The sequence below is a fragment of the Kitasatospora sp. NPDC059599 genome (assembly GCF_042735125.1).
In the GTDB taxonomy this organism is placed as follows: domain Bacteria; phylum Actinomycetota; class Actinomycetes; order Streptomycetales; family Streptomycetaceae; genus Kitasatospora.
The window spans coordinates 1-23,867 of the sequence record NZ_JBHWCL010000124.1; the positions used below are offsets into that span (position 1 = coordinate 1).

Annotated in this window: 20 protein-coding genes and 1 pseudogene; 16 read left to right on the top strand and 5 right to left on the bottom strand. The window is 74.2% G+C overall.

Annotated elements, in window-relative coordinates; all coding sequences use genetic code 11:
• Positions 1-704: 704 nt before the first annotated feature.
• From ACFV04_RS32510 to ACFV04_RS32520, 3 genes are all read left to right on the top strand, one after another.
• Positions 705-899: a hypothetical protein gene (locus ACFV04_RS32510; RefSeq protein WP_380534384.1), complete on the top strand. Its 195-nt coding sequence runs from the start codon at positions 705-707 to the stop codon at positions 897-899.
• Between the two features lie 133 nt (positions 900-1,032).
• Positions 1,033-1,719: a YitT family protein gene (locus ACFV04_RS32515; protein ID WP_380534386.1), complete on the top strand. Its 687-nt coding sequence runs from the start codon at positions 1,033-1,035 to the stop codon at positions 1,717-1,719.
• 284 nt (positions 1,720-2,003) lie between these two features.
• Complete coding sequence (locus ACFV04_RS32520) at positions 2,004-4,067, top strand: histidine kinase (RefSeq protein ID WP_380534388.1); 2,064 nt, start codon at positions 2,004-2,006, stop codon at positions 4,065-4,067.
• A gap of 126 nt (positions 4,068-4,193) precedes the next feature.
• Here the strand turns inward: ACFV04_RS32520 and ACFV04_RS32525 are convergent, their stop codons facing one another.
• On the bottom strand, positions 4,194-4,409 hold the full coding sequence (locus ACFV04_RS32525) for a hypothetical protein (protein WP_380534390.1): 216 nt from the start codon (positions 4,407-4,409) through the stop codon (positions 4,194-4,196).
• Between the two features lie 586 nt (positions 4,410-4,995).
• On the opposite strand from ACFV04_RS32525, the gene ACFV04_RS32530 reads away from it, so the two are divergent.
• On the top strand, positions 4,996-5,613 hold the full coding sequence (locus ACFV04_RS32530) for a TetR-like C-terminal domain-containing protein (protein ID WP_380534392.1): 618 nt from the start codon (positions 4,996-4,998) through the stop codon (positions 5,611-5,613).
• Between the two features lie 101 nt (positions 5,614-5,714).
• Here the strand turns inward: ACFV04_RS32530 and ACFV04_RS32535 are convergent, their stop codons facing one another.
• Positions 5,715-7,079 carry an FAD-dependent oxidoreductase gene (locus tag ACFV04_RS32535; RefSeq protein WP_380534394.1) on the bottom strand — a complete coding sequence of 455 codons (1,365 nt, stop codon included), beginning with the start codon at positions 7,077-7,079 and terminating at the stop codon, positions 5,715-5,717.
• A 183-nt stretch (positions 7,080-7,262) separates the two neighbouring features.
• Positions 7,263-8,126, bottom strand: a complete 864-nt coding sequence (locus tag ACFV04_RS32540) for a slipin family protein (protein ID WP_380534426.1) — start codon at positions 8,124-8,126, stop codon at positions 7,263-7,265.
• Between the two features lie 250 nt (positions 8,127-8,376).
• On the opposite strand from ACFV04_RS32540, the gene ACFV04_RS32545 reads away from it, so the two are divergent.
• Complete coding sequence (locus ACFV04_RS32545; protein ID WP_380534396.1) at positions 8,377-9,561, top strand: MFS transporter; 1,185 nt, start codon at positions 8,377-8,379, stop codon at positions 9,559-9,561.
• An 81-nt stretch (positions 9,562-9,642) separates the two neighbouring features.
• Here ACFV04_RS32545 and ACFV04_RS32550 read toward each other — a convergent pair whose 3' ends face one another.
• Positions 9,643-10,503, bottom strand: coding sequence for an NAD(P)H-binding protein (locus ACFV04_RS32550; protein ID WP_380534398.1), 861 nt, complete (start codon positions 10,501-10,503; stop codon positions 9,643-9,645).
• A gap of 286 nt (positions 10,504-10,789) precedes the next feature.
• Between ACFV04_RS32550 and ACFV04_RS32555 the strand changes: the two genes are divergently transcribed.
• Both ACFV04_RS32555 and ACFV04_RS32560 read left to right on the top strand, forming a co-directional pair.
• Positions 10,790-11,440: a pyridoxamine 5'-phosphate oxidase family protein gene (locus tag ACFV04_RS32555; RefSeq protein WP_380534400.1), complete on the top strand. Its 651-nt coding sequence runs from the start codon at positions 10,790-10,792 to the stop codon at positions 11,438-11,440.
• A gap of 78 nt (positions 11,441-11,518) precedes the next feature.
• Positions 11,519-11,851, top strand: a pseudogene (locus ACFV04_RS32560) (DUF4265 domain-containing protein); the annotation flags it as partial.
• Between the two features lie 246 nt (positions 11,852-12,097).
• Here the strand turns inward: ACFV04_RS32560 and ACFV04_RS32565 are convergent.
• The gene (locus tag ACFV04_RS32565; protein ID WP_380534402.1) at positions 12,098-12,916 is read right to left on the bottom strand and encodes an alpha/beta fold hydrolase; all 819 of its coding nucleotides are present in this window, start codon (positions 12,914-12,916) and stop codon (positions 12,098-12,100) included.
• A 146-nt stretch (positions 12,917-13,062) separates the two neighbouring features.
• On the opposite strand from ACFV04_RS32565, the gene ACFV04_RS32570 reads away from it, so the two are divergent.
• From ACFV04_RS32570 to lanL, 9 genes are all read left to right on the top strand, one after another.
• Positions 13,063-13,623 carry a helix-turn-helix domain-containing protein gene (locus tag ACFV04_RS32570; protein ID WP_380534404.1) on the top strand — a complete coding sequence of 187 codons (561 nt, stop codon included), beginning with the start codon at positions 13,063-13,065 and terminating at the stop codon, positions 13,621-13,623.
• Between the two features lie 138 nt (positions 13,624-13,761).
• Positions 13,762-15,000, top strand: a complete 1,239-nt coding sequence (locus tag ACFV04_RS32575; RefSeq protein WP_380534406.1) for a styrene monooxygenase/indole monooxygenase family protein — start codon at positions 13,762-13,764, stop codon at positions 14,998-15,000.
• 130 nt (positions 15,001-15,130) lie between these two features.
• On the top strand, positions 15,131-15,676 hold the full coding sequence (locus tag ACFV04_RS32580) for a hypothetical protein (protein ID WP_380534408.1): 546 nt from the start codon (positions 15,131-15,133) through the stop codon (positions 15,674-15,676).
• A gap of 101 nt (positions 15,677-15,777) precedes the next feature.
• Entirely contained in the window at positions 15,778-16,689 is a 912-nt protein-coding gene (locus ACFV04_RS32585; protein WP_380534409.1) for a phytoene/squalene synthase family protein, read from the top strand.
• 604 nt (positions 16,690-17,293) lie between these two features.
• The gene (locus ACFV04_RS32590) at positions 17,294-18,388 is read left to right on the top strand and encodes a substrate-binding domain-containing protein (protein ID WP_360259035.1); all 1,095 of its coding nucleotides are present in this window, start codon (positions 17,294-17,296) and stop codon (positions 18,386-18,388) included.
• Between the two features lie 166 nt (positions 18,389-18,554).
• Positions 18,555-19,343: an ATP-binding cassette domain-containing protein gene (locus ACFV04_RS32595; RefSeq protein ID WP_380534412.1), complete on the top strand. Its 789-nt coding sequence runs from the start codon at positions 18,555-18,557 to the stop codon at positions 19,341-19,343.
• Positions 19,340-20,599, top strand: coding sequence for a sugar ABC transporter permease (locus tag ACFV04_RS32600; RefSeq protein ID WP_380534414.1), 1,260 nt, complete (start codon positions 19,340-19,342; stop codon positions 20,597-20,599). Before ACFV04_RS32595 ends, ACFV04_RS32600 begins: the two co-directional genes overlap by 4 nt.
• A 230-nt stretch (positions 20,600-20,829) precedes the next feature.
• Complete coding sequence (locus ACFV04_RS32605) at positions 20,830-20,994, top strand: SflA family class IV lanthipeptide (protein WP_360259026.1); 165 nt, start codon at positions 20,830-20,832, stop codon at positions 20,992-20,994.
• A gap of 50 nt (positions 20,995-21,044) precedes the next feature.
• Positions 21,045-23,612, top strand: a complete 2,568-nt coding sequence (gene lanL / locus ACFV04_RS32610; RefSeq protein ID WP_380534416.1) for a class IV lanthionine synthetase LanL — start codon at positions 21,045-21,047, stop codon at positions 23,610-23,612.
• The last annotated feature ends 255 nt before the right edge of the window (positions 23,613-23,867 follow it).

A 23,867-nucleotide genomic window follows, 5' to 3' on the forward strand; every position in this document is an offset into this window, starting at 1 on the left:
TTTTTTTGTGGTGTGCGGCGGGGGGGCGTGGGGGTGCCGCGGGGTTCTGGCCTGCCGGGGTCGCTCCCCCGCGCCCCCCCCCCCCCCGGCGGGGAGGGGTGTGAGCGGAGTCGTGCGTGCGGTGCCGTCAGGCCGGGACGACCCGGTGGCTCAGCGCCGCCGGCGGAACGTTCGACCGGGCGAGCGAACCGGTGGCCCGGCCCGAGCCGTCGGTGCAGCCGGCCGTGGGGTGGAGCACCACGGACGCCGAGCCGTCGGCGACCTGGACGGAGCGGGCGGGTGCCGACAGCGGGTGGCGGGTGCCGAGGTCGGTGAGGTCGACCGCGGTGATCCGCCCCGTGCCGTTGCTGTCCGAGGAGAGGTGCGCGCCCTCGTGCAGCGGGGCCGGTCGGCGGCGTTCGCCGCCCCGGCGCCGGCGCCGATCAGGGTGGCGGCCACGGCGGCCACGGCTCCGACGGTGGTTGCGCTGCGGAGGTTGACCTCGAGGGTGAACATGTGACCCACCTTTCGTGTGCGGTGATGCTTCCGGCGGCCTTGCCGGGAGCGTCCGGCCACGAACGGCCGAGAAGCGGATCATTGCATGTTCAACCATCCCTCGGCAGTGCAGAATTCGGTCAAACACGTATGCCCTCCCGAGGGATGTCGGACATGTTCGATCGATCACCGTCTTGACCGGTGATGAAGGCGGGCGCATGCTGGATGACATGAGCGACGACCCCACCCGCGATCCCGCCGCCGAAGCGCGGCGCGCGCGTTACGGCAGCCTTCCCGAACGCATCCGCTTCGAGGACATGAGCGAAGGGATCGAGGCCGGGCCGGACAGCCGGGCCGGCGATCCGTACGATCCCGAAGGCGCCTGGAAGTTCTACAACTGCCTGGCCACCGACCTGGGGCTGTAGGGCCCCCACGGCCCTTCCGCCCTCCCGGTCCTCGGCGACGGCGCCCCCGATCGGCCATTCCGGGGCAGGAGGCGACTGCGGAGACTGCACGGCAGGCGCGCAACACACCGCGCCGGGACCGGAGGACCACCGCATGCCCGTCACCACCCCGCGGCCGCGCCGGCAGCCCGCCGGGGGCACCCCGCTGCCGCCGCTCGGCCACCTGCCGCTCACGGAACGCCCGCTGCACCGCCTCGCCCGGCTGCTCACCGGGCTGGCCCTGTACGGCTTCAGCCTCTCGCTGCTGGTCCGCTCCGCCCTCGGCGTCAACCCCTGGAGCGTGCTCCACGAGGGACTGCAGCACCACTCGTCGCTGAGCTTCGGGACGATCAGCGCCGTCGTGGGCGTGCTCGTCCTGCCGGCGTGGGTGCCGCTCCGGCAGCGGCCGACGCTCGGCACCGCCGCGAACGTCGTGGTGCTCGCCCTCTCCTCCGACCTGGGGCTCTCGGTCGTCCCCGAGGGCCTCGGACTGCCGGCCCGCGGCTGCCTGCTGGCGGCCGGCGTCCTGCTCAACGGGTTCGCCGTCGCGGTCTACGTCGGGGCCCGGTTCGGGCCGGGCCCCCGGGACGGACTGATGACCGGTCTGGCCGCGACGACCGGCCGCTCCCTGCGCGTCGTCCGGACCGCCCTGGAGGTGACGGTGCTCGCCGCCGGCTGGCTGCTCGGCGGCACCGTCGGCGTCGGCACCGTCCTCTACGCCCTCCTGGTCGGCCCGATCACCCAGTTCTTCCTGCCGCGGTTCACCTATCGGCGACCCGGTGTGACCGCGGACCCGCGCTGATCGACGGAGCGTCAACACCGCCGCGGTTCAGTTGCCGGTGACCCGGTGCGACCGTTCGGTCGGTCTGATCGACGGAGCGTCACACCGCAGCGATGCGCCCACCGGCGACCCGGTGTGACCGCGCACCGGCGCCGATCGACGGAGCGTCACACCGGTGCGGTCGACCGCCGTCGGCCACCCGTCCGGGGCACCGCGCGCCGCCGGGGCCACTGCCTCATGTGCCCGGGACAACGGGTGCAGCACACTGCTGGCATCCGGTGGGTCGTCGGAAAGGAAGGGTGCTCATGGCTGTGGAGAGCGCGCGCAGAGCCTGGTGGCGGCCCCGGTCCGGCCCGGCGGAACGGCAACTGGCCGCCGCGGGGCTGTGCGCCGTCGTCTGCCTGGTGGCCGGCGGCCTGTGGATCGGCTACGTCCTGAGCCACCAGGGCGCCGCGGGGATCTCCCCGCCCGCCCACCACCTGGCGGTCCTCGGCTACGGCCTCGCCGCCGTCGCGGGCGGGGTGCTGCTGCACGCCCACCGCCCGGGCAACCAGCTCGGCTGGGTCCTGCTCGCCTACGGGGCGGCGCTGATCCTCCCGCTCGCCGCCCAGGCCCCGGTCTGGGTCGAGGTCGACGACCCGCGGATCGTCGGCGCCGTCGTGGTCCTGGTGTCGGCCGGCTACACCGTCAGCGGCACCCTCTGGCACGCGCTGCCGCTCTGGCTTCCGGACGGCACCCTGCCCGGCCGCCGGTGGTGGTTCGCGATCGGTGCCCTGGCCCTGTGGATGCTGCCCCAGGCCTGCTACTACGTCTACCAGCCCACGGTGTTCGGCCGGCCCAACCCGTTCGCCGACAGCGCCGTCGCGGACTGGCTGCGGACCTTCAACGAGCGGCTGCACGTCACCCAACTCGTCGTGTTCGTGGTGCTGACCGTCCTGGTGGTGCTCGTCCCGCTGGCCCGGATCCGTCGGGCGTCCCGCCAACGCCGGCAGAACGTCCTGATCGCCCTCGGCGTCTACCTGCTGTGGGGCGGCGCCGAACTCGGCTACTACTTCGACGACCAGAGCACCCCCTCGTACATCGCCTTCGCGGTCGCCTCCGCGCTGTGGACCCTCACCCTGGCCGCCGTCGTCGTCCGCGACGGCTCCTGGCGGCTCGACCGGGCGGCCCGGCGGGTGCTGGTCGGCCTGCTGGTCGCCGCCGGGCTGGTCGTGGTGTTCGTGCTGGTGGCCTGCGTGCTCTCCACCATGCTGATGCCCGGCCGGCGCGGCGCCGGGGCGCTCGTGCTGGTCGCCCTGGTGTTCCTCCTCGCGGCCGGGCTGCCCCGGGGTGTGCGCTGGGCCTCCGGGGTCGTCGACCGCTGGTACTACGGCGCGCGCGCCCAGCCGTACCAGGTGCTGCGCAGCCTGGCCGGACGGGTCAGCCAGACCGTCGACCCGCAGGACGTGCCGGCCGTGCTGTGCGCCACGGTCAGTGACGAACTCCGGCTCTCCGGCGTGGCGTTGACCGTCACCACCCGTGGCGGCGAACGCCCGCTGGCCGCCGTCGGGGACCGCTCGGGCCGCGGCGAGGGCTTCGCCCTGGTCCACCGCGGCGACGAGATCGGACGACTCACCGTCACCCCCCGCCCCGGCCAGCGGACCCTCGACGACAGCGACCGCGACATCCTGCGTTCCCTCGCCGACCAGGCCGCACCCGCCGTCGCCTCGCTGCAGTTGATGGAGGACCTCCGGGCCAGCCGCGAGCAGATCGTCGCGGCCCGGGAGGAGGAGCGCCGTCAGCTGCGCCGCGACATCCACGACGGACTCGGCCCGATGCTGGCCGGACTGCGGCTGCGGCTGCAGGGAGCGGCCGCGGTCGACGACCCGGCGATGTTCTCCGGCGCGCTGGAACGGGTCGCGGACGACCTGGCCACGGCCGTCCGGGAGGTACGGCGGATCACCGACCGGCTCGGGCCGACCGCGCTGGGCGACTACGGACTGTCCCGGGCGCTGAGCCGGCTCGCCGAGACGTTCAGCGGTGACGACCTCGCCATCACGGCCAGGCTGGCCCCGGACCCGCTCCCGGAGCTGCCCGCCGCCGTGGAGGTCGCCGTCTACCGGATCACCGCGGAGGCGCTCAACAACGTGCTGCGGCACGCCCGGGCGACCAGCGCCACGGTGTCCGTGCGGGTGGATGCCGGAGCCCTGGAACTCGTCGTCGAGGACGACGGACAGGGCCCCGGGCACAGCAGACCGGAGCACCCGGGGGTGGGGTTGCGGTCGATGTCCGAGCGGGCCGCGGAGATCGGGGGCAGCTGCACCGTCGACGCGCTCAACCGCGGCACCCGGGTGCACGCGCTGCTCCCGCGCCGGCCCGCGAGCGGCTGAGCGGGCCGTGGTGGCGGGAGCCCGCCCCCGGCGCGGCGGTCGGCCGGTCGGGGGCGGGTTCTTCGGGGGAATCCCAAGCCGGTCGCCGGTCGCCGGTTTCGTCAGCGGTTGCGATCGGTAGCGGGGTCAGTTGCAGTTCGGCGGGTTGGGGCAGAAGGGGCGGGGCTTGCCACCGCCCGGACCGCGGCCGGGGCGGTGCCGCCGCCTCGCCGTCGGACCGCCCGCGCCGCCGCCCTCGACCCGGCACTTGCAGGCCCGGGCCGCCGCGGCGACGCTCACGGCGGCGAAGACCGCCGCGGCACCGGCCGCCAACAGCGCGGCACTGGCTGTTCGTTCGGTCATGGTGACCTCCACGGTGGGTTCCGCGGGCCGGCTGCTCCGGCCCGCTCCTCCATGCCACCGCCGGCCGCGCCCCGTCCGCATGAGGCGACGGTCCCGTCCCGGTCCCGCTGGGCGAGAGCGTGCTCACGGTGCGTGACGTGGGCGGAGGCTGGTCTGTTTCTCGGATTCCGTGGGTTCGGTGGGTGTCCGTGGGGTCCCGCGGGTCCCGGGCGTTTCGTGGGGTCCTGCGGTCCCGTGGGGCACCTGGGCTTCCGCATCGGGGTGCGGGGCGGGGACGGGGTGCGCTGGGGGCGATTCGGCGGACGGCCGGGCCCGGGCACCGGGAGAGATCCTGTTCGAAGCGTATCGAGCCGAATATCTCCCGCAAGTCGGCCACCCGGCGTCACCGAAGGCTCGGAGGAGACCCTAGGAAGGAACGGGTTCGTTCACTAACATCGACAGTAGCCCCGCGATACTGGGACGCACATGCGCCGTTGCGCAGCCGGCCGGGCCCTTCGCGGAGATCGACGGGCCGGAGAACCGCGACGTGGGCGGATGCGTGTACCCGATGGGATCGAGGAAGGGCGACTGAAGAAGGTGCGCAGCCATGACCGCTGAAACGGACACCGCGCGGGGACCGGTGCCGGGGACCCCGCTGCGCCGGCGCGGCGAGGCGCTGGAGAGCGCCATCTACGAGGCGGTCCTCCAGCAGCTCACCACCGACGGCTACGCCCGGCTGACCATGGAGGGGGTGGCCGCGGCTGCGCAGACCGGGAAGGCCGCGCTCTACCGCCGCTGGTCCTCCAAGGAGGACCTGGTCATGGACGCGCTGCGGGCCAGCCTGCCGCCCGGCGCGTCGGCCCCGGACACCGGCAGCCTGCGCGGGGACCTGCTGGAAGTGGTGGCCAGGCTGCGCGCCGCCATGTTCAGCGAACCGGGCGCGGCCGTGCGGGCCATCATGAGCGAACTCGACCACCGGCGGGCACACGCCTTCGTCGAGATCGTGTTCGAGCGGGTGGTCGAGCCGACGACCGCGCTGATCGCCGAGGTGCTGGAGCGCGGCACCGCACGCGGTGAGGTCCGCCGCGGGGCGGTCACCCCGCTGGTGACCGACGTGGTGCCGGCGCTGATGCTGTACCGGATCAAGATGTGCGGCGGGGACGTGGTGCAGCTCGACCCGGAGGAGATCGTGGACGAGGTGCTGCTGCCGATCGTCCGCCCGTGACCGGTGCGGTGCGGTGCGACGACCGCCAGCACGTCCCCGGCCCACACCGATGCGGTGACGCCGACGCGGTGACGGCGGTGCGGTGACGGCGCGGTCCGGGTTCACGCCCCGCTGCGCCGGAGCATCTCCTCGCGCTCGACGACCTTGACCCGCTCGCGGCCCTCGGCCTCGCCGAGCGCGCGCTCGTGGGCGTCGAGCAGCTGCCAGCCCTCCCAGGTGGTGTACCGGACGCCCTGGCCGCGCAGGTGCTCCTCGACCGCGGCCCGGTCCGGCTCGGCGGCGCCGGGCAGGCGGCCGGCCGCGTGGTCGTCCAGCAGGCAGGCGACGGTCTCGTTGGCGTCGCCCTTGGTGTGGCCGATCAGGCCGACCGGGCCGCGCTTGATCCAGCCGGTGACGTAGGTGGCGGTGCGGTGCGAGCCGTCGCCGTCCTCGACCCGGCCGGCCGTGTGCGGGACGGTGCCCGAGACCGGGTCGAAGGGCAGCTTGGGCAGCTCGTCGGAGTAGTAGCCGACGGCCCGGTAGACCGCCTGGACGTCCCAGTCGGTGAAGCGGCCGGTGCCGCGGACGTTGCCGGTGCCGTCGAGTTCGGTGCGTTCGGTGCGCAGCCCGACCACCCGGCCGTCCTCGCCGAGGACCTCGGCCGGGGACTCGAAGAAGTGCAGGAAGACCCGGTGCGGGCGGTCCCCGACGTCGCGGATCGCCCATTTCTCCAGGGTCGCCGCGACCAGGTCGACGTGCTTGACCGCGCGGCGCTCGGCGATCGAACCGGCGTCGTACTCGATGTCCTCGGGGTCGACGATCACCTCGATGGTGGGGGAGTGGTCCAGTTCGCGCAGCTCCATCGGGCTGAACTTGGCCTGGGCGGGGCCGCGGCGGCCGAAGACGTGCACCTCGCGGGCCCGGTTGCGCTTCAGGCCCGCGTGGACGTTCCCGGGGATCTCGGTGGGCAGCAGCTCGTCGGCGGTCTTGGCGAGCACCCGGGCGACGTCCAGAGCGACGTTGCCGACGCCGAGCACGGCGATCTTCTCGGCGTCCAGCGGCCACTCGCGCGGGACGTCCGGGTGGCCGTCGTACCAGGAGACGAAGTCGGCGGCGCCGTACGAGCCGTCCAGCCCGATGCCGGGCAGGTCCAGCGGGCGGTCGGCGGTCGCGCCGGTGGCGAACACCACGGCGTCGTAGAACCGGTGCAGGTCGTCCAGGGCGAGGTCGGACGGGTAGTCGACGTTGCCGAACAGCCGGACCTGCGGCTTGTCGAGCACCTGGTGCAGGGCCGTCACGATGCCCTTGATCCGCGGGTGGTCGGGTGCGACGCCGTAGCGGATCAGGCCGAACGGGGCGGGCATCCGCTCGAACAGGTCGATCGAGACGCCGGGAGCCTGGGCGGCGTCGGACTTCAGCAGAGCGTCGGCGGCGTAGATGCCGGCGGGGCCGGCTCCGACGATCGCGACTCTGATCGGGCGGGACATGGCGGGGTCCTCCGGTCGGGCGCAGCGGGAGGTGGTCTGGACCCTTGCAGCCAACCCCGAGGTGGGGCACTCCTGTAGTCGGTTCCGGTCTATGACGTCATAGAGACAAGCTATGGCCTGGCGGCCGGTCCGGGGGTGCCGGGACCGGCCGCCGCGCGCTGGTCGGCTCCCGCCGCGGACCGGTCAGCTCCCGTCGGCCTGCGCGCTCCCGGCGGCCTGTGCGCTCCCGGCGGCCGGGGCCTGCGCGGGGACGGCGGGCCGGGCCGCCGCACCCGTGGCGTCCGCCGCGTCGGCGGTCCGGGCGGCGGCGGCCTCGAAGAAGCGCAGCAGCTCCACCGGGAACGGCAGTACCAGCGTCGAGTTCTTCTCCGCCGCGACCTCGACCACCGTCTGCAGCAGTCGCAGCTGCATCGCCGCCGGGGTCTCCGCCATCCTGACGGCCGCCTCGGCGAGCTTGGACGCGGCCTGGAACTCGCCGTCGGCGGTGATGATCCGGGCCCGGCGCTCGCGGTCGGCCTCGGCCTGGCGGGCCATCGACCGCTTCATCGAGTCGGGCAGGCTGACGTCCTTGATCTCCACCCGGTCGATGTGCACGCCCCAGCCGGTGGCCGGGCTCTCCAGCATGACCTCCAGGCCCTGGTGCAGGTTCTCCCGGCCGGAGAGCAGGTCGTCCAGCTCGCTCTTGCCGATGATGGACCGCAGCGAGGTCTGGGCGACCTGCAGCATGGCGAACGCGTAGTTCTGCACGTCCACGGTGGCCTTGACCGGGTCGATCACTCGGAAGTACAGCACCGCGTCGACGCTGACCGAGACGTTGTCCTTGGTGATGCCCTCCTGCGCGGGCACCGGCATGGTGATGACCTGGACGTTGACCTTGCGCATCCGGTCCACCACCGGCATCAGCAGGGTGACGCCCGGCTCGCGGACCTGCTCGCGCACCCGCCCGAGCCGGAACACCACACCGCGCTCGTACTGCTGCACCACTCGCACGCCGGTCACCAGCCAGAGCAGCAACACCACGGCGACGATCACGACGACTGCCACGATTCCGACCTCCCCCGTCGCGGCGCAGCCGGGCCGGGACCGGGTGGCCCTGTCGCACGGTGCGAGCCGCGCAGGACAGTATGCGCCCGGCGTGCCGGGCGGGACAGGCGTGTGCACAGCGGTTCTGACGGAAAGCCGGCGGGCGGCCCTGCGGAGAACGGTCCTGCGGCGGGCCGGCGCCCCCGGCCGGTGGCGGCGGCAGTCAGCGGCCGGCGCCTCGGCGGCGGTCCGTTCGGGCCGGTACCGTCGCCGCGTGACCACGACGATCGACTCCTCCTCCCCGGAAGCCGGTTCCGTCCGGCCACCACTGGTGACCAGGGCCCTGCTGGTGCGCTTCGTCTCCCTGCTCGGGTCCTCCACCGGTTTCAACCTGCTGCTCTCCGCCGTCCCGCTGTACGCGCAGGAGTCCGGGGGCGGGGAGCACGCGGCGGGACCGGCCACCGGCGCGCTGATGCTGGCCACCGTCGTCGGTGAGCTGGCCACCCCCGCGCTGACCGCCCGGTACGGCTACCGGTGGGTGCTGGCCGCCGGGTTGGTGCTGCTGGGGGCGCCCGCGCTGCTGCTCACCGCGACCGGCGGGATGGCGGTGGTGGTGGCGGTCTGCCTGCTGCGCGGGGTCGGGTTCGCGATCGCACTGGTGGCGGGCGGGGCGCTGACGGCCTCGCTGATCCCGGCCGAACGGCGCGGGGAGGGGCTGGCCCTGGTCGGCGTGGTCTCCGGCCTGCCGTCGCTGTTCGGCCTGCCGCTCGGCGTCTGGCTGGGCCAACACGTCGGCTGGGGCTGGGTGTTCGCGATCGGGGCGGCCGCCCCGCTGGCCGCCGTCGCCTCCGTCCCCGCGCTCCCCGACCGCACCCGCGCGGCCGGGCCGGCGGTGGGACTGCGGGACGGGCTGCGCAGCGGCGCCCTGCTGCGGCCCGCCACGGTGTTCGCCGCCACCGCGCTGGCGGCGGGGATCGTCGTCACCTTCCTGCCGCTTGCCGTGCCGTCCGGCGGGGCCGTCGCGGTCGCCCTGCTGGTCCAGCCGGGCGCGGCGACCCTGGCCCGCTGGCTCGCCGGGCGGCACGGGGACCGGCACGGCTCGGCCGGGCTGGTGCTGCCCGCACTGCCGGTCGCGGCCGCCGGGGTGCTGCTGCTGGCGTGGACGGACAGCCCGGCGGCGGTGATCGCCGGCGCGGCGGTGTTCGGCACCGGCTTCGGCATCGCGCAGAACGCGACGCTGGCGCTGATGTACGCCCGGGTGCCACCGGCCGGGTACGGCACCGTGACCGCGCTGTGGAACGTCGCCTACGACGGGGCGATGGGCATCGGCGCGGTCGCCTTCGGGGCCGTCGCGGGCGGAACGGGCTACTCGTGGGCGTTCGCCCTGACGGCGGCGGTGATGCTCGCCGCGCTCGCCCCGGCCTGGCGGGACCGGGGGAGCGCCGCGGTGGCCGAGTAGCCGAGTGGCCGGGTAGTCGGGTGGCCGAGCAGCTGTGCCGATCGGCCGGGTGGCCCGGTGGGCGACCGGCCGGGGCGGCTCTCAGGCGCGGAAGGCCGCCTCGTGCTCGGCGGCGAACTCGGCGAAGGAGCGGGCCGGACGGCCGGTCAGCTTCTCCACGTCGGGGCTGACGGCCGAGGCGCCCCCGGCCGCGTACAGCCCGTACAGCTCGACCATGCCCTCGGCCCGCCACGGGTCCCAGCCCGCGCCGAGCATCCCGGCCAGCGCCTGCTCCGGCGCGACCGCCGCGTACGCGACCTCGCGGCCCGCCACCGTGCCCAGCTGTCCGGCCAGCTCGCCGTGGGTCAGCGCGGCCGGGCCGGTCAGGGTGTAGACGGCGCCCTCGTGCCCCTCCGTCGCCAGCACCTCGACGGCCGCCGCGGCGACGTCCCTGGCGTCCACGTAGGACACCGCTCCCGCACCGCCCGGCACGGCCAGCACGCCGGACCCGACCGACCCGGCCATGCCCAGGAAGTTCTGGTAGAAGCCGTTCGGCGCCAGCACCGTCCACGGCAGGCCGCTGTCCCGCAGGTGGTCCAGGCCGTCGACGTGCGCGCCGACGAAACGCACGCCCCGCGGCCGCTGCTCGACGCCCGCCGCCGCGTGCAGCACGATCTGCGGGCGGCGCCCGGTGCGCACGGCGGCGTCGATCACGTTCCGCTCGTGCGCGGCCATCTCGGGGTGCACGGCGACCAGCAGGTAGACGACGTCGGCCCCGGCGAGCGCCGCGTCCAGCGACTGCGGGTCCGCGAAGTCGGCGGCCACCCGCTCGACCTCGCCGTCCCAGGCGGCCGGCCCCGCCGAGCCGTCGCGCACCAGCGCCCGCACCGCCTCTCCGCGCTCCCGCAGCCCGACGACCACCTCTGACCCGACCGTACCGGTGGCACCCGTCACGACGATCACGGATGGCACTCCTCCCCGTTGTGGACGCGGACCTGATTCCGCGTCAGGGCGATGATCGCAGCCGGGTGGTGGGGGATCAAGGTCCGGTCGCGGGAGGGCGGCGGCAGGCCGCGGGTGGGCCGCCGGGCGGACCGCTAAGCGCAACGACACGCACGGGCCGCCCTGTTGCTCGACTTGCCGCAGGTCGGGCGCTTGGATGGGCACGCCCTGGTCGACCGGACGGACCCGCACCGGGTCACGCCCGGCCGCGGTCCGAACGCCCCCGGCAAGCCGAGGAGTCACCACCGTGCACGACACCCCCGACCCCGCCGTCGTGGCCCGCCGGGTCGCCGAACGCCGCGAGCACCTGGGTCTCAGCGAGGACGACCTGGCGCGTCGGGCGGCCATGGCCCCCCGCTACCTCCGGCACCTCCTCGAGGCCGGTCCGGACTTCGACCCGGCGGGCTTCGTCCGGATCGCCGCCGCCCTCGACGACAGCCGCGACGACCTGCTGTGGGGCCGCGCCGACGCCCCGCCCGGACACGGCGGCCCGGGGCCGCACCCCCGGCTGCAGAACCTCACCGAGGCCGAGTGCTGGGAGCAGGTCGGGAACCACGGCGTCGGCCGGATCGGCCTGCCGGTGGAACCGGGGCCGGTGGTCCTGCCCGTCAACTACGTGGTCGACCGGCGGTCCTTCGCCTACCGCACCGGCGAGCACCACGCCACCGCCCCGGCCGAGGGCGCGGCGGTCTCCTTCCAGGTCGACCACATCGACGAGTACCTCGGCCGGGGCTGGAGCGTGCTCGCCCTCGGCCCCGCGCACTACGTGGACGACCCGGCGGAGCTGGCACACCTGGCCGGCCTGCCCGGTGCCTCGCCGTGGGCGGGCGACGACCGGCCCCGCTGGGTGCGGATCCGGCCGGAGGAGATCACCGGCCGGCGGCTGATCGCCGGCTGAGGCCGCCTTCCGGCCCCCGGCGGGGACCCGCCGCGGCATGATGGCGGTTCACCGGGGTCGGCCAGGGGGAGTGCGGTCATGGAGGCCGTCGTCCACGAGGACCCGGCCGGAGGCACGGCATCCGGCCACGTCGCGTACGCCGACCCGACCCCGTTCGGGCCGACCGGGCAGGTCGAGCAGCGCCGGCTCGTGGCGCTGAACGACGGAACCCACCGTGTCACCTGCATCCCCTTCACGGTCCACGGGATCTCGCCGGGGGACACCGTGCTGCTCGACGAGGCGGACCACGTCAGTGCGGTGGTCGGCACGGCCTGGCACCGGACGCTGCGCCTCGCCTTCCTCCCCGGTACGGCCGCCGGTGACCTCCGAGCGGCCGTCGACGGGATCAGGGCGGAGGTCGGTGCGGCCGGGCTGTCGAGCGAGTGGCTGGGCGAGCGCCTGGTCGCCGTCGACGTTCCGCCCGATGTCGAGCCCCTCGCAACTCCTCGCCGCCATGGCGGCGGTGGTCGACGCCGGCCACGCCGTCCGGGAGTGGGCGGACGCGGTGCCGTTCGCCGCCCGGCGCTGACGCGGGCCCCCGGTGGCGCGGCCCGGTGCGGCTCGCCCCGGCCGTCCCGGACCGCCGCGGGCCCACCGCCGTCAGGTCCCGGTCGGCGGTCAGTCGCGGTCGAGCAGTTCGCGGACGCGGTCGGCGACGAGGGCGGGCTGCTCGGCCTGGATGAGGTGCCCGGAGTCCACGGTCTCGAACCGGCCGTCGGGCAGGGCCTCGGTCCAGCGGCGCTGGTGTTCCCGCAGGGCCGGGTGGGTGCGCTCGCCGCCCCGCCGGGGGCGGCCGGCGGAGAGCAGGACCGTCGGGCAGGCCGGGGGCGCCGGGGGTTCGGCGCGCAGCCGGGGGACGGCGGCGGCCACGGCGCGGAACTCGCGGCGGGTCTGGGTGATGCCGGCCGGGACGAAGTCCTCGGCGAGCATGGTGGCGTAGGTGTCGGGCGGGTAGACCCGGCGGACGTCGGCGCTCGCCAGGCGGGCCACCGTGCGGAACCGGACCAGGGGCCGCACGACCGCGAGCGTCCGGTCGACCCGGCTGGCGATCCGTTCCATGGCGTCGTACGCGGGGGCCGTCTCCGGTGTGGGGTCGACCAGCAGCACCCCGCGCAGCCGGGGTGCCAGCCGCTCGGCGGCGAGCCGGGCGACCAGACCGCCCATGCTGTGGGCGACCAGGACGAAGCGGCCGGGGACGACGGCCTCTGCCAGGGCGACCAGGTCCGCCGCCAGGTCCTCGACGGTCAGCGGGGCGTCGCTGCGGGGGCTGCGGCCGAAGCCGGAGCGGTCGTAGGCGACGAGCCGGGCGCGGTCCGCGAGCAGGGGGACGACCGGGTCCCAGGAGGTGCGGCCGAGGCCCTGGCCCGCCTCGAAGAGCACGTGGTCGGGGCCCTGGCCGGACTCCTCGACGTGCAGCGGCCGTCCGTTGACGGTCACCGTCCGGCCGGTCGTGCGAGGCGTCGGCCGTGTCGGTCGTGTGTGGCGCATCGTGCGGTCCCCCCGTTCCGTGCGCCCGGAGCGGATTCCCGGGCGCTCACTGTTTTCATCTTTGAGAATGGTAGCGACTGTGAAATCGTACGGCAATGGACCACGATCCCGCCGACCTCCTCCTCCACCCGGTGCGCCTGCGCGTGGTGCACTCCCTCGCCGGGGGCCGGGTGCTCACCACCTCGCAGCTGTGCGAACGGCTCTCCGGGGTCTCGAAGGTGACGGTGTACCGGCACGTCGGCCTGCTCGCCGAGGCCGGCTTCCTGGAGGTCGCACAGGAGCGCCGGGTGCGCGGCGCGGTCGAGCGGCACTACCGGCTGCGCGCCGACCGCCCGGTGGCGGGCGCCGCCACCGCCGCCGCGATGTCGACGGCGGACCACCGGCAGGGCTTCGCGGCCGCGATGGCCGTCCTGCTCGCCGAGTTCAACGCCTACCTCGACCTGGACGACGCCGACCCGGCGGCCCAGGGCGTGTCCTACCGGCAGGGCACCTTCTGGCTCAGCCCGGAGGAAATCGCCGAACTGGGACGGGAGTTGTTCGCCGTGCTGGAACCGCGGCTGGCCAACGGTCCGGCACCGGGCCGGGATCCGTACCTGGTCAGTCCGATCGTCTTCCCGGTCGCGACACCCGAGGCGCCCGCTGTCGGGGAGCCGTGAGCGGGAACGCCTCCGATCCCGCCGCCCGATCCCTGCACGGCCCGTGGACGCGCGCGTCGATGACTGGTATCCAGGCGACTGGGTAGCCGGGCGGAGCCGGCCGCCGCGCCGGGACGTACCACCAGGAGAGCAGGGGCGATGCGCAGAATTCTGATCGTCGGTGCCGGGCAGGCCGGACTCCAACTGGCCCTGGGACTGCAGTCCCACGGCTACGACGTGACGGTGCTGACGGACCGTGGGCCGGAGGAGGTGCGGGCCGGCCGGGTGCTGTCCAGCCAGTGCATGTTCGACTCCGCGCTGCGCACCGAGCGCGCCCTCGGCCTCGACCTGTGGGCGGACCGGGCGCCCCGGATCGAGGGCGTCGGGGTGTCGGTGCCCGGGCCGGACGGGACCCGGGTGATCGACTGGGTCGGGCGGCTGGACGCCTACGCGCAGTCCGTCGACCAGCGGTTGAAGACGTCGACCTGGCTGGAGGCCTTCGCGGAGCGGGGCGGCCGGGTGGAGCTGCGCAAGGTGACCGCCGCCGACCTGCAGCACCTGGCCGGCTCGTACGACCTGGTGCTGGTCGCCTCCGGCAAGGGCGCGCTGGGCTCGCTGTTCGAGCGCGACCACGCGCACTCGCCGCACGAGCGGCCCCAGCGCGCCCTGGCCGCCGCCTACGTGCACGGCCTCGCGCCGCGCCCCGAGCACGCATTCGCGGCGGTGCGGTGCAACGTGGTGCCCGGCATCGGGGAACTGTTCGTGGTGCCCGCCCTGACGATGTCGGGGCCGTGCGACATCCTGCTCTGGGAGGCGATGCCGGGCGGGCCGGCGGACGCCTTCGACGGCCTCCGCGACCCGGCCGAACACCTGCGGGTGACAATGGAGTTGATGAGGACGTTCACGCCTTGGGAGTACGACCGGGCCCGGTCCGGCGTCGAACTCACCGACGCCGGCGCCACCCTGGCCGGGCGCTTCACGCCGGTGGTGCGCCGACCGGTCGGCGAACTGCCGGGCGGCGGTTCGGTGCTGGGCGTGGCGGACGTGGTCGTCACCAACGACCCGATCACCGGCCAGGGCTCCAACAACGCGGCCAAGTGCGCGGCGGGCTACCTCGCGGCGATCCTCGCCCACGGCGACAAACCCTTCGACCGCGACTTCCAGCAGGCTGCCTTCGACGATTTCTGGGAGACCGCGGGCCCGGCCACCACCTGGACCAACGCGATGCTCGCCCCGCCGCCCCCGCACGTGCTCGACCTGCTGGTCGCGGCGGGCGGACACCAGGCCGTGGCGGACCGGTTCGCCAACAACTTCAACGACCCGGCGGACGTGGCGCGGTGGTTCCTCGGACCGGTCGAGGCGGCCGCCTATCTGGCCGCGGTCACGGCCGGGGACTGAAAGGTCAAGAGATCGCCAAATCGCGTGCGCCTGCGGGCCGACCGTGGTGGGTTCGTGTCGCCCCCTCGCCGAGGGGGCACTCGGCTCGGCGCACGAGCGGTACGGACACCCGGACAACAGGAGACACGTGGTGGCGGTCGACGGGGGCAACATGGCCCAGGCTGTGATCGATACGGCGTACAACGAACGCAAGCGGCTGCACACCGGCCGCAGCCGCACCACCGCCCTGGTCGTGCTGGGCCTGCTGGCCGCGGTCGGGATCTTCCTCGCCGTGGTGGTGGGGAAGTCGGACCCGGACTCCCCGCCGACCTGTGACGGCCACACCATGACCCGGCACAGCGAGTGCCGGATCTGGTCCAACCACGGCGGCGGGGGCACCTACTCCTACGACGAGATGATCGACCGTCGGGAGTCCTCGAACGGCGTGTGGCGCTTCATCGGCTTCGGCGGCGCCGGCCTCGCGGTCGTGCTGATGGCGGTCTCCTACACCAAGCTGAACCCGAACCGCCCCTGGGGCAAGCCGGTCGGCGCCGCCTGCCCGCGCTGCCGGGAGCTGAACCTGCGGGAGAAGCTCACCGTCCACAGCGTCACCAGGGGCCGGACCACCTACCGCTACCGCGGCATCGTCACCCTCTGCACCCCCGCCTGCGGCTTCTCCACGATCCGGCAGAGCTGAAGCCCGTCCCCGGCGGCCGGTGCCCCGGGGGCCGCGAATAGGCCGCCCGGCTCCCGCCCACTACGCTCGGTCCCGATCGAACAACCGATGGGGTGAACCGTATGGGCAGGTGGGAGCGGGCGCTGGACGCGGCAGGCGTGCACGATCCCGGGCTGCGGGCCGACTACGGCCGGCAGCGGCAGCAGGTCGCCCGGTACAAGCGGGAGGTCACGCTGGCGGCCGGCCTGTTGCTGCCGGACCGCACGGTCCCGCACGTGATCGCGGCGGCGGCCTTCATGCACCGCACCGACACCCTGCTGGACAGCGGCCCCCTCGCGGAGCGCCGGGCCGCGTCCGCCCGGTGGCAGCGGTCGGTCGCCGAGAGCCTCGCGGCCGGCCGCACCGACGACCCCGAACTGCGGCCCCTGCTGAACAGCGTGGCCGCGCACCCCGCCCTGCGCGACCGCGCCCTGGACTTCCTCGCCGCGACGGACGCGGACCTCGACTTCGCCGGGTTCGCCACCGAGGAGGAGTACCAGGACTACGTGGACGGGTACTCGCTGCCCGGCTTCATGGTGGTCGCCGGCCTGCTCGGTCCGGACGGCGACCAGGCGGCCTTCCGCGCCGCGTGCCGCACCTACATCGACGCCGCCCAGCGGCTCGACTTCGTCAACGACCTCGCGGAGGACCTGGCCGAGGGCCGGCTGACGATCCCCGAGCAGACCCTGCGGGAGTACGGCGTCACCCGGGCCGACCTGGAAGGGGGCCGGGACCTGCCGGCCGTCCGGGCGCTGCTCGGCGACCTGCTCGACCGGGCGGACCGCACCCTCGCCGAGGGCCGGGCCGTCGTCGCGCTGGTGCCGGCCGTGCACCGGCCGATGGTCCGCTGCCTCCTCGGGGTGGACGCACTCGTCAGCGCCGCCGCCCGGGTCGATCCGGGTGCGCTGCTGCGCCGTTCCGCGAGTCCGGCGAAACCGGCCGCGCTGCGGCTGCTGGCCCGTGAGTACCTCCGGGCCCGCCGGCTGCGCGGCTGACGCCTCCAGGCCGGCTGTGCGCCTGCCGCGTCCGGCCGACTGTGCGGCTGATGGTCCCCGCGGGCTGCGCGGCTGACGCTCCCGGCCGCGGCTGCGGGGCCGCTGCTCCCCGTGGGCTGCGCGGCCGAGGTGCCCGGCGGCGGCGCCGGGGCGATTCCTGACATTTCGTCAAGGCCCCTGCGGGGTGCGCGAGTCGGTCCCGTCGGTGCTGCGGGCCGGGTGCGTCGGGCGGTGCCGGGTGGTTCGCCCGCCCGGTGGAGCCGTCGTCGCGGCCTCCGCATCCGACCAGCGGACTATACCCCAGTCGACACATCTTGAACGCACTGGCCCAGGAGGTGGCCGTGAGGCCTCTGGGGCCCCGGATGCCTGCGGTGCGTCCGGGAAGCTCCCGGCCTGCACGCGGTTTTCGTCACCGACAGTTCTGTGGTGTCATCTCTGCGTGTTCATGGCACCGATATTCGGGCGTTCATGCGTTCAGGAAGATAACGAAAAGGCCCAGCATGATCTCGCCTTGGATTTACTTCTTGACTCCATCTGGCATATGCGGGTTGACTCCCTCCCACTCCGCCGCACCGTCGCGGCGACGTCAGGGAGGCACCCCCACATGAACGCAATGATGCGTCGCGCTGTCATCGCCACCGCAGCCGTCTCGATGGCCCTGTCCATGGCCGCCTGCGGCAAGGCCGGCAGCGACAAGAAGGACTCCGCCGCCGCCGGTGACACCAAGTCCATCGGCCTGCTGCTGCCCGAGAACGCGTCCTCGACCCGCTACGAGTCCTTCGACCGCCCGTTCATCGAGGCCAAGGTCAAGGCCCTGTGCGCGGACTGCAAGGTGCTCTACAACAACGCCGAGGGCAGCGCCTCCAAGCAGAAGCAGCAGTTCGACACCCTGATCGCCCAGGGCGTCAAGGTCATCGTCCTGGACGCGTTCGACGCCACCTCCACCCAGTCCTGGGTCAAGGAGGCCGCCGCCAAGGGCGTCAAGGTCGTCGCCTACGACCGCCTGGCCACCGGCCCGGTCGCCGCCTACGCCTCCTTCGACAACGAGAAGGTCGGCGAGCTCCAGGGCCAGGCCCTGGTCGACGCGCTCGGTGCGCAGGCCGCCGACGCCAACGTCGTCATGATCAACGGTGACGACGCGGACCCGAACGCCGGTCAGTTCAAGGCCGGTGCGCACAAGGTCCTCGACGGCAAGGTCAAGAAGGTCGTCTACGAGCAGTCCGGCGAGTGGAAGCCCACCGTCGCCGGCCAGAAGATCGGTGCCGCGATCACCCAGCTCGGCAAGGACGGCTTCCAGGCCGTCTACTCCGCCAACGACGGCATGGCGGGCGCCATCATCACCCAGCTCCAGGGCGCGGGCATCAAGGTGCCGGTCGGCGGTCAGGACGCGGGCCTCGACGCCATCCAGCGGATCGTCAACGGCGACCAGGCGTACACCATCTACAAGGCGTACAAGCCGCTCGCCGACAGCGCCGCCGAGCTGGCCGTCGACCTCCTGCAGGGCAAGGACGTCAAGTCCGTCGCCACCTCCAGCGTCGACAGCGCCACCGACAAGGGCATCCCGGCCAAGCTGCTCGACCCCAAGGTCGTCACCAAGGCCAACATCAACGACACCGTCATCGCCGACGGCCTCTACAAGGCCGCCGACATCTGCACCGCGGACTACGCCGCCGCCTGTGCCACCGCCGGCCTGAAGTAGCACCGCCCGGGCGGAGCTCCCCGACATCCCCGGGGAGCACCGCCCGCAGCCGCGGCGGCCCCAGGCCCGCCCCGACACCCCCTTTTCGACGCTCACCCGCCCGCCCAGCACGGCGCGCGGGCCACCCCGGCCGCCGACCCACCATCACGGCGCGCGGGAGAAGGAGATGGTTCACGTGACAGGCGCACCCGTACTGGCGTTGCGCGGGGTCTCCAAGCGCTTCGGCGCCGTCCAGGCACTGACCGACGTGCACCTGGAGGTACACGCCGGCGAGGTGGTGGCCCTGGTGGGCGACAACGGCGCCGGAAAGTCCACGCTGGTGAAGACCATCGCCGGCGTGCACCCCATCGACGAGGGGACGATCGAGTGGGAGGGCCAGGAGGTCTCCATCGGCCGCCCGCACGACGCCCAGGCCCTCGGCGTCGCGACCGTCTACCAGGACCTCGCGCTGTGCGACAACCTCGACGTGGTCGGCAACCTCTTCCTCGGCCGTGAGCTGAAGCGCTTCGGCACGCTCGACGAGGTCGCCATGGAGAAGCGCGCCCGCGAACTCCTCGACACCCTCTCCATCCGCATCCCGAGCGTGCGCATCCCGATCGCGGCCCTCTCCGGCGGCCAGCGCCAGGTGGTCGCGATCGCCCGCGCCCTCGTCGGCGACCCCAAGATCGTCATCCTGGACGAGCCCACCGCCGCCCTCGGCGTCGAGCAGACCGCCCAGGTCCTCGACCTCGTCGAGCGCCTGCGCGACCGCGGCCTCGGCGTCATCCTGATCAGCCACAACATGGCCGACGTCAAGGCCGTGGCCGACACCGTCGCCGTCCTGCGCCTGGGCCGGAACAACGGGTCCTTCGAGGTGGCGACCACCTCGCACGAGGAGATCATCTCTGCCATCACCGGCGCCACCGAGAACGCCGTCACCCGTCGTCAGGCCCGACTCGCGGAGGACGCGAAGTGAGTACCGAAGAGACCACCACCACCCCGGTCGCGGCCCCCGCGGTCGACCCCCGCCTGCTCGTCCGCGAGGCCGGACTCGCCGGCTACCTCGCCGAGTTCAAGCGGAAGATGAAGAACGGCGACCTCGGCTCCGTGCCCGTCGTCCTCGGTCTGATCCTCATCGGTGCCATCTTCCAGGGCATCACCGGGGACTTCCTCAACGCCGACAACGTCACCAACATCACCAAGTGGATCGCCGGCCCCGGCCTGATCGCCGTCGGCATCGTCTTCGTGCTCCTCCTCGGCGAGATCGACCTCTCGCTCGGGTCCGTCGCCGGCGTCTCCGCCGCGATCGCCGCCGTGCTGTCCGTGCGCTCCGGCTACAACGAGTGGGTCGCCTGCCTCATCGCGATCGGCGCCGCCGTCGCGATCGGCGCCCTGCACGGCTTCTTCTTCGCCAAGATCGGCGTCCCGGCGTTCGTCGTCACCCTCGCCGGCCTGCTCGCCTGGAGCGGCCTGCAGCAGTACGTCCTCGGCGACAAGGGCACCGTCAACGTCGTCAACGACGGCGTCCTCGCCAACCTGGACACGTACTTCCTCGGCGACGGCGACATCGCCTACACCTGGGGCCTCGCCGTCCTCGGCGTCGCGCTCTTCGCGGCCGGGCAGATCCTGGACGCCCGCCGCCGCGCCGCCGCCGGCCTCGCGGCGCGCCCGATGAGCGAGATCGCGCTGCGCACCGGCGTCCTCGCCGTCATCGCGCTGACCGCCGCCTACATGCTCAACCAGGACCGCGGCCTGCCGCTGCCCCTGCTCGTCTTCCTGGCCGTGGTGGTCATCACCGACTTCGTCCTGCGCCGCACGAGCTACGGCCGGCAGATCTTCGCCGTCGGCGGTGGCGTGGAGGCCGCCCGCCGCGCGGGCATCAACGTGGCCTGGATCCGGATCTCGGTCTTCATGATCTCCGCCGGCATGGCGGCCCTGGGCGGTCTCTTCATCGCCTCCCAGCAGGGTTCCGCCGACAAGATCCTCGGCGGCGGCAACGTCCTGATGAACTCCATCGCCGCGGCCGTCATCGGCGGCACCAGCCTGTTCGGCGGGCGCGGCAAGACCTGGTCGGCCCTGCTGGGCATCCTGGTCATCCAGTCGATCATCACCGGCCTGGACCTGGTCCACGTGAACCAGGCCATCCAGTACATGATCACCGGCGCGGTCCTGCTGGCCGCCGTCGTCCTGGACTCCGTCTCCCGCCGCACCCGCAAGACCGCCGCGCGCTGACCCGGCGTCACGCGCACGGCTCGGGCCGGTCCGGTACCCACCCCCTCGGGTACCGGGCCGGCCCGCTTGCGTCGTACCTGCGGGCGCACACGGTGTCCACAAGCGGAACCCTCCTTTGACGTAGGCGGGTTGTCGCCTCCGTCGGGCACCTGTCGCGGTCCGTCGGGCGTGGCTAGCATGAGGCAGCTCCACCACAGGTTCCAACGACAAGAACCACAGGGAGGACCCCCATGACTGCACTGATGACCGACGTCCGCGATGCCGGCCTGCTGGACATCGACGAGGACGCCATCTCCTTCGAGGACGCGTTCGACGCGGACCTCACGCCGGTCGCGTGTCTCGCCGACCCGTGGGTCACCTACGTCCCGACCCGCTTCCCCTGCGAAGACTTCTGATCCCAGCGGGCCGACCGGAACACAGCGGAACCGGGGGAGGGAACGGACCCTTGAGCACACCACCCGACCCCGGCTCCGCCGACGGGCTGCGGCGCAGCGTCGAGGCGCTCGCCGCAGCCGCCGTCGTCCCGCGCGGACCCCTGCGCACCGACGGACAGTGGTGGTACCTCCGGGACCGCCGGCTGCCGGAACTGGCGCACGGATGGAAGCTGCACGTGTCCGCCCGCCCCGGCGGACTCGCGGACCTGCTGGACGTGGTGGTCCCGATCCTGCTCCGCCACACCTGCGACGTGAAGTTCGCGCACAGCGCGGCCGTCCTGCAGGAGCTCAACAGCGGCCGGCACGGCGGCGCCGCCGTCGGGAAGGCCGTGACGGTCTACCCGCGGCCGGACGAAGTCCACGCCCTCGGGCAGGAGCTGGCGCAGGCACTGGCCGGCCGGGCCGGTCCCGACGTGGTCAGCGACCGCCGGATCCGGCCGGACTCCCCGGTGTACTACCGCTACGGTCCCTTCCGGGTCACGGAGGACGAGGCGGAACGCGGCATGGTCGGCCCCGACGGCTCGCGGTTCCCCGGTCTGGCCGAGGCCCGCTACCGTCAACCGCCCTGGGCCGAAGACCCGTTCACCGCTCGGCGCGCTCCCGCCCGGACCGCCACCACCCGGGTCGGCGACGGCCGCTACCGCCTCACCGCGGGCATCTCCCGGGCGCCCAGCGGCCACGTCTACCGCGCGGTCGAACTCGCCACCGGGCGCGAGGTGGTGGTCAAACAGGCCCGGGCCTTCGTCGCCGAGGACGGCGCGGGCACCGATGCGCGCGGCCGGCTGCGGCACGAACGCCGGGTGCTCGCCGCACTCGCCGGTGTGCCCGGAGTGCCGCCCCTGGTCGACTACTTCCGGCACGGCACCGACGAGTACCTGGTCAGCGGCGCGCGCGGCGGGCGCGACCTCCGGCGGGACGTCCTCACCGCCGGTCCGTACGGCGCGGTCGCGGACGACGGCGCCCGCGACGGGTGGACGTTGGCCCGCGAACTGCTGCGGATCCTGGACGCGGTGCACGCGCGCGGTGTCGTGGTGTGCGACCTCAAACCCGCGAACGTGGTGCTCGACCACGACGGCCGCGCCTCGATCGTCGACTTCGGGGTGAGCGCCCTCGCCGGCGAGCGCCCACCGGGAGCCACCGCCGGCTACGGCCTGCCGGGCGGCACCGGCGACGACCCCACCGAGGACCACTACGCGCTGGGCACCACCCTGCACCACGCCTTCACCGGCCTCGACCCCGTCGTGATCGACCCCGACCCGGCGACCAACCGCGACCGCACCCTCGCCTGTCTGCGCGCCGCCCTCCCGGGGGCGGGCCCGCTGGTGGACCTGGTGACGGGGCTGCTGAGCTTCGACCCGGCGGAGCGCGCCGCGGCGGCATCGGGACTCCGTGACGGCGGCGCGATCGCCGCTCCCGCGCGGCCGCTGCCGGCGCGGGCCGCACGGTGCAAGCCGGAGCGGCCCGGCCGGGCCCTGCTGGACGAGGCCCTCGACCACACCGTCACCATCTGCGTGCGGATGGCCCGCGAGCTGGTCGCCGCCGGCCCCGGCACGGAGCGCCCGCGCACCCTGCTCTCCCTCTACGACGGCGCGGCCGGGATCGGCCTCGAACTGCTCCAGCACCCGGACCGCCCGGACGCCCGCTCCGCCGCCGCCGATCTGGCCGGCTGGACCGCCGCCCACCCGGCCCTCGACCGGCTCGACGACTCCCTGTACCAGGGCCGCGCGGGCGTCGAGCTGTTCCTCGCCGAGGCGGCTGCCGTCCTCGGGACGGAACCGCTCGCCTCCGGTCCCGGTGACGCGCCCGGCCTGGGCACGGGGACGGACCAGATCGCCGGTGCGGCCGGGATCGGCACCGGGCACCTGCTGCTCGCGGCGGTCGGCTCGGAGGCCCACCGGCATCGCGCCGACCGGCACCGCGCGGCTGCCGCCCGCTGTGCGGTACGGCTGACGACCGGGCCGCTCGACGAGCCCGAGGACGAGCCCAACCCCGGCACCGCCGCCCTCGCGGAGGGCTTCGCCCACGGCCGCGCCGGCGTCGCCCACTTCCTGCTCGCCATGCCCGACGAGGCTTCGCAGCGCACCGCCCGCCGGATCGTGGACGATCTCGCCGCCGACCTCCCCCGGATCGCGGACGCCGCCCGCCGGCCCGGAGCGACCCGCCGCTACCTCGCGTGGTGTCGGGGACTGGCCGGGCTCGGAACGGTCCTCGTCCAGGCCGGCCTGCGATACGGCGACGACGAGCTGCTCGCCCTGGCCGCCGAGGCCGCCGACACCTGCCGGGTGCTCGCCCCGCGGACCGCCCAGGTGTTCCGCTGCTGCGGCCTGGCCGGCGTCGGGGACCTCCTGGTCGACCTGGCCGAGGCCACCGGGGACACCCGCCACCTGGCGGCGGCCGAGGACCTGGCGGGTCTCGTCCTCACCCGGGCCGGCGGCCCGCCGAACCGGCCGGTCTTCGCAGGCCGGCAACCGGACGCCGAGGCGCGCGCATGGGCGGTCGGCACACCCGGCGTCGCCACCTTCCTGCGCCGCCTGTCCCGGCGCGGCGGCCCGGTGCCGGGGCTGCTGCCGCTGCGGTGAGCAGTCCTGGGGTCCGCTCATCCGGGACACGGTCGTTCGGGCCACGGTCGTTCGGCACGGGCTGAACGAGCGAAGCCTCCCGCGGGTCGGGTGTGGCGGATGCCGGAGCGATCCCCGGGGTCGGCATCCTTCTGGTGACTCGTTCACCAGGCGAGTGGGTGCCACCGCACCGATCGCTCGCCCACCAGGTAAGGACAGCCTGTGAAGTCAGTCGGGAGAATCAGCGCCATCTGTGCTGCCGTCGCGGTATCCGCT

What these genes read in the sequence shown, in the direction of transcription:
- ACFV04_RS32510 (WP_380534384.1), top strand. Translation starts at nt 705, where the DNA reads ATGAGCGACGACCCCACCCGCGATCCCGCCGCCGAAGCGCGGCGCGCG.
- ACFV04_RS32515 (WP_380534386.1), top strand. Translation starts at nt 1,033, where the DNA reads ATGCCCGTCACCACCCCGCGGCCGCGCCGGCAGCCCGCCGGGGGCACC.
- ACFV04_RS32520 (WP_380534388.1), top strand. Translation starts at nt 2,004, where the DNA reads ATGGCTGTGGAGAGCGCGCGCAGAGCCTGGTGGCGGCCCCGGTCCGGC.
- ACFV04_RS32525 (WP_380534390.1), bottom strand. Translation starts at nt 4,409, where the DNA reads ATGACCGAACGAACAGCCAGTGCCGCGCTGTTGGCGGCCGGTGCCGCG.
- ACFV04_RS32530 (WP_380534392.1), top strand. Translation starts at nt 4,996, where the DNA reads ATGACCGCTGAAACGGACACCGCGCGGGGACCGGTGCCGGGGACCCCG.
- ACFV04_RS32535 (WP_380534394.1), bottom strand. Translation starts at nt 7,079, where the DNA reads ATGTCCCGCCCGATCAGAGTCGCGATCGTCGGAGCCGGCCCCGCCGGC.
- ACFV04_RS32570 (WP_380534404.1), top strand. Translation starts at nt 13,063, where the DNA reads ATGGACCACGATCCCGCCGACCTCCTCCTCCACCCGGTGCGCCTGCGC.
- ACFV04_RS32575 (WP_380534406.1), top strand. Translation starts at nt 13,762, where the DNA reads ATGCGCAGAATTCTGATCGTCGGTGCCGGGCAGGCCGGACTCCAACTG.
- ACFV04_RS32585 (WP_380534409.1), top strand. Translation starts at nt 15,778, where the DNA reads ATGGGCAGGTGGGAGCGGGCGCTGGACGCGGCAGGCGTGCACGATCCC.
- ACFV04_RS32590 (WP_360259035.1), top strand. Translation starts at nt 17,294, where the DNA reads ATGAACGCAATGATGCGTCGCGCTGTCATCGCCACCGCAGCCGTCTCG.
- ACFV04_RS32595 (WP_380534412.1), top strand. Translation starts at nt 18,555, where the DNA reads ATGGTTCACGTGACAGGCGCACCCGTACTGGCGTTGCGCGGGGTCTCC.
- ACFV04_RS32605 (WP_360259026.1), top strand. Translation starts at nt 20,830, where the DNA reads ATGACTGCACTGATGACCGACGTCCGCGATGCCGGCCTGCTGGACATC.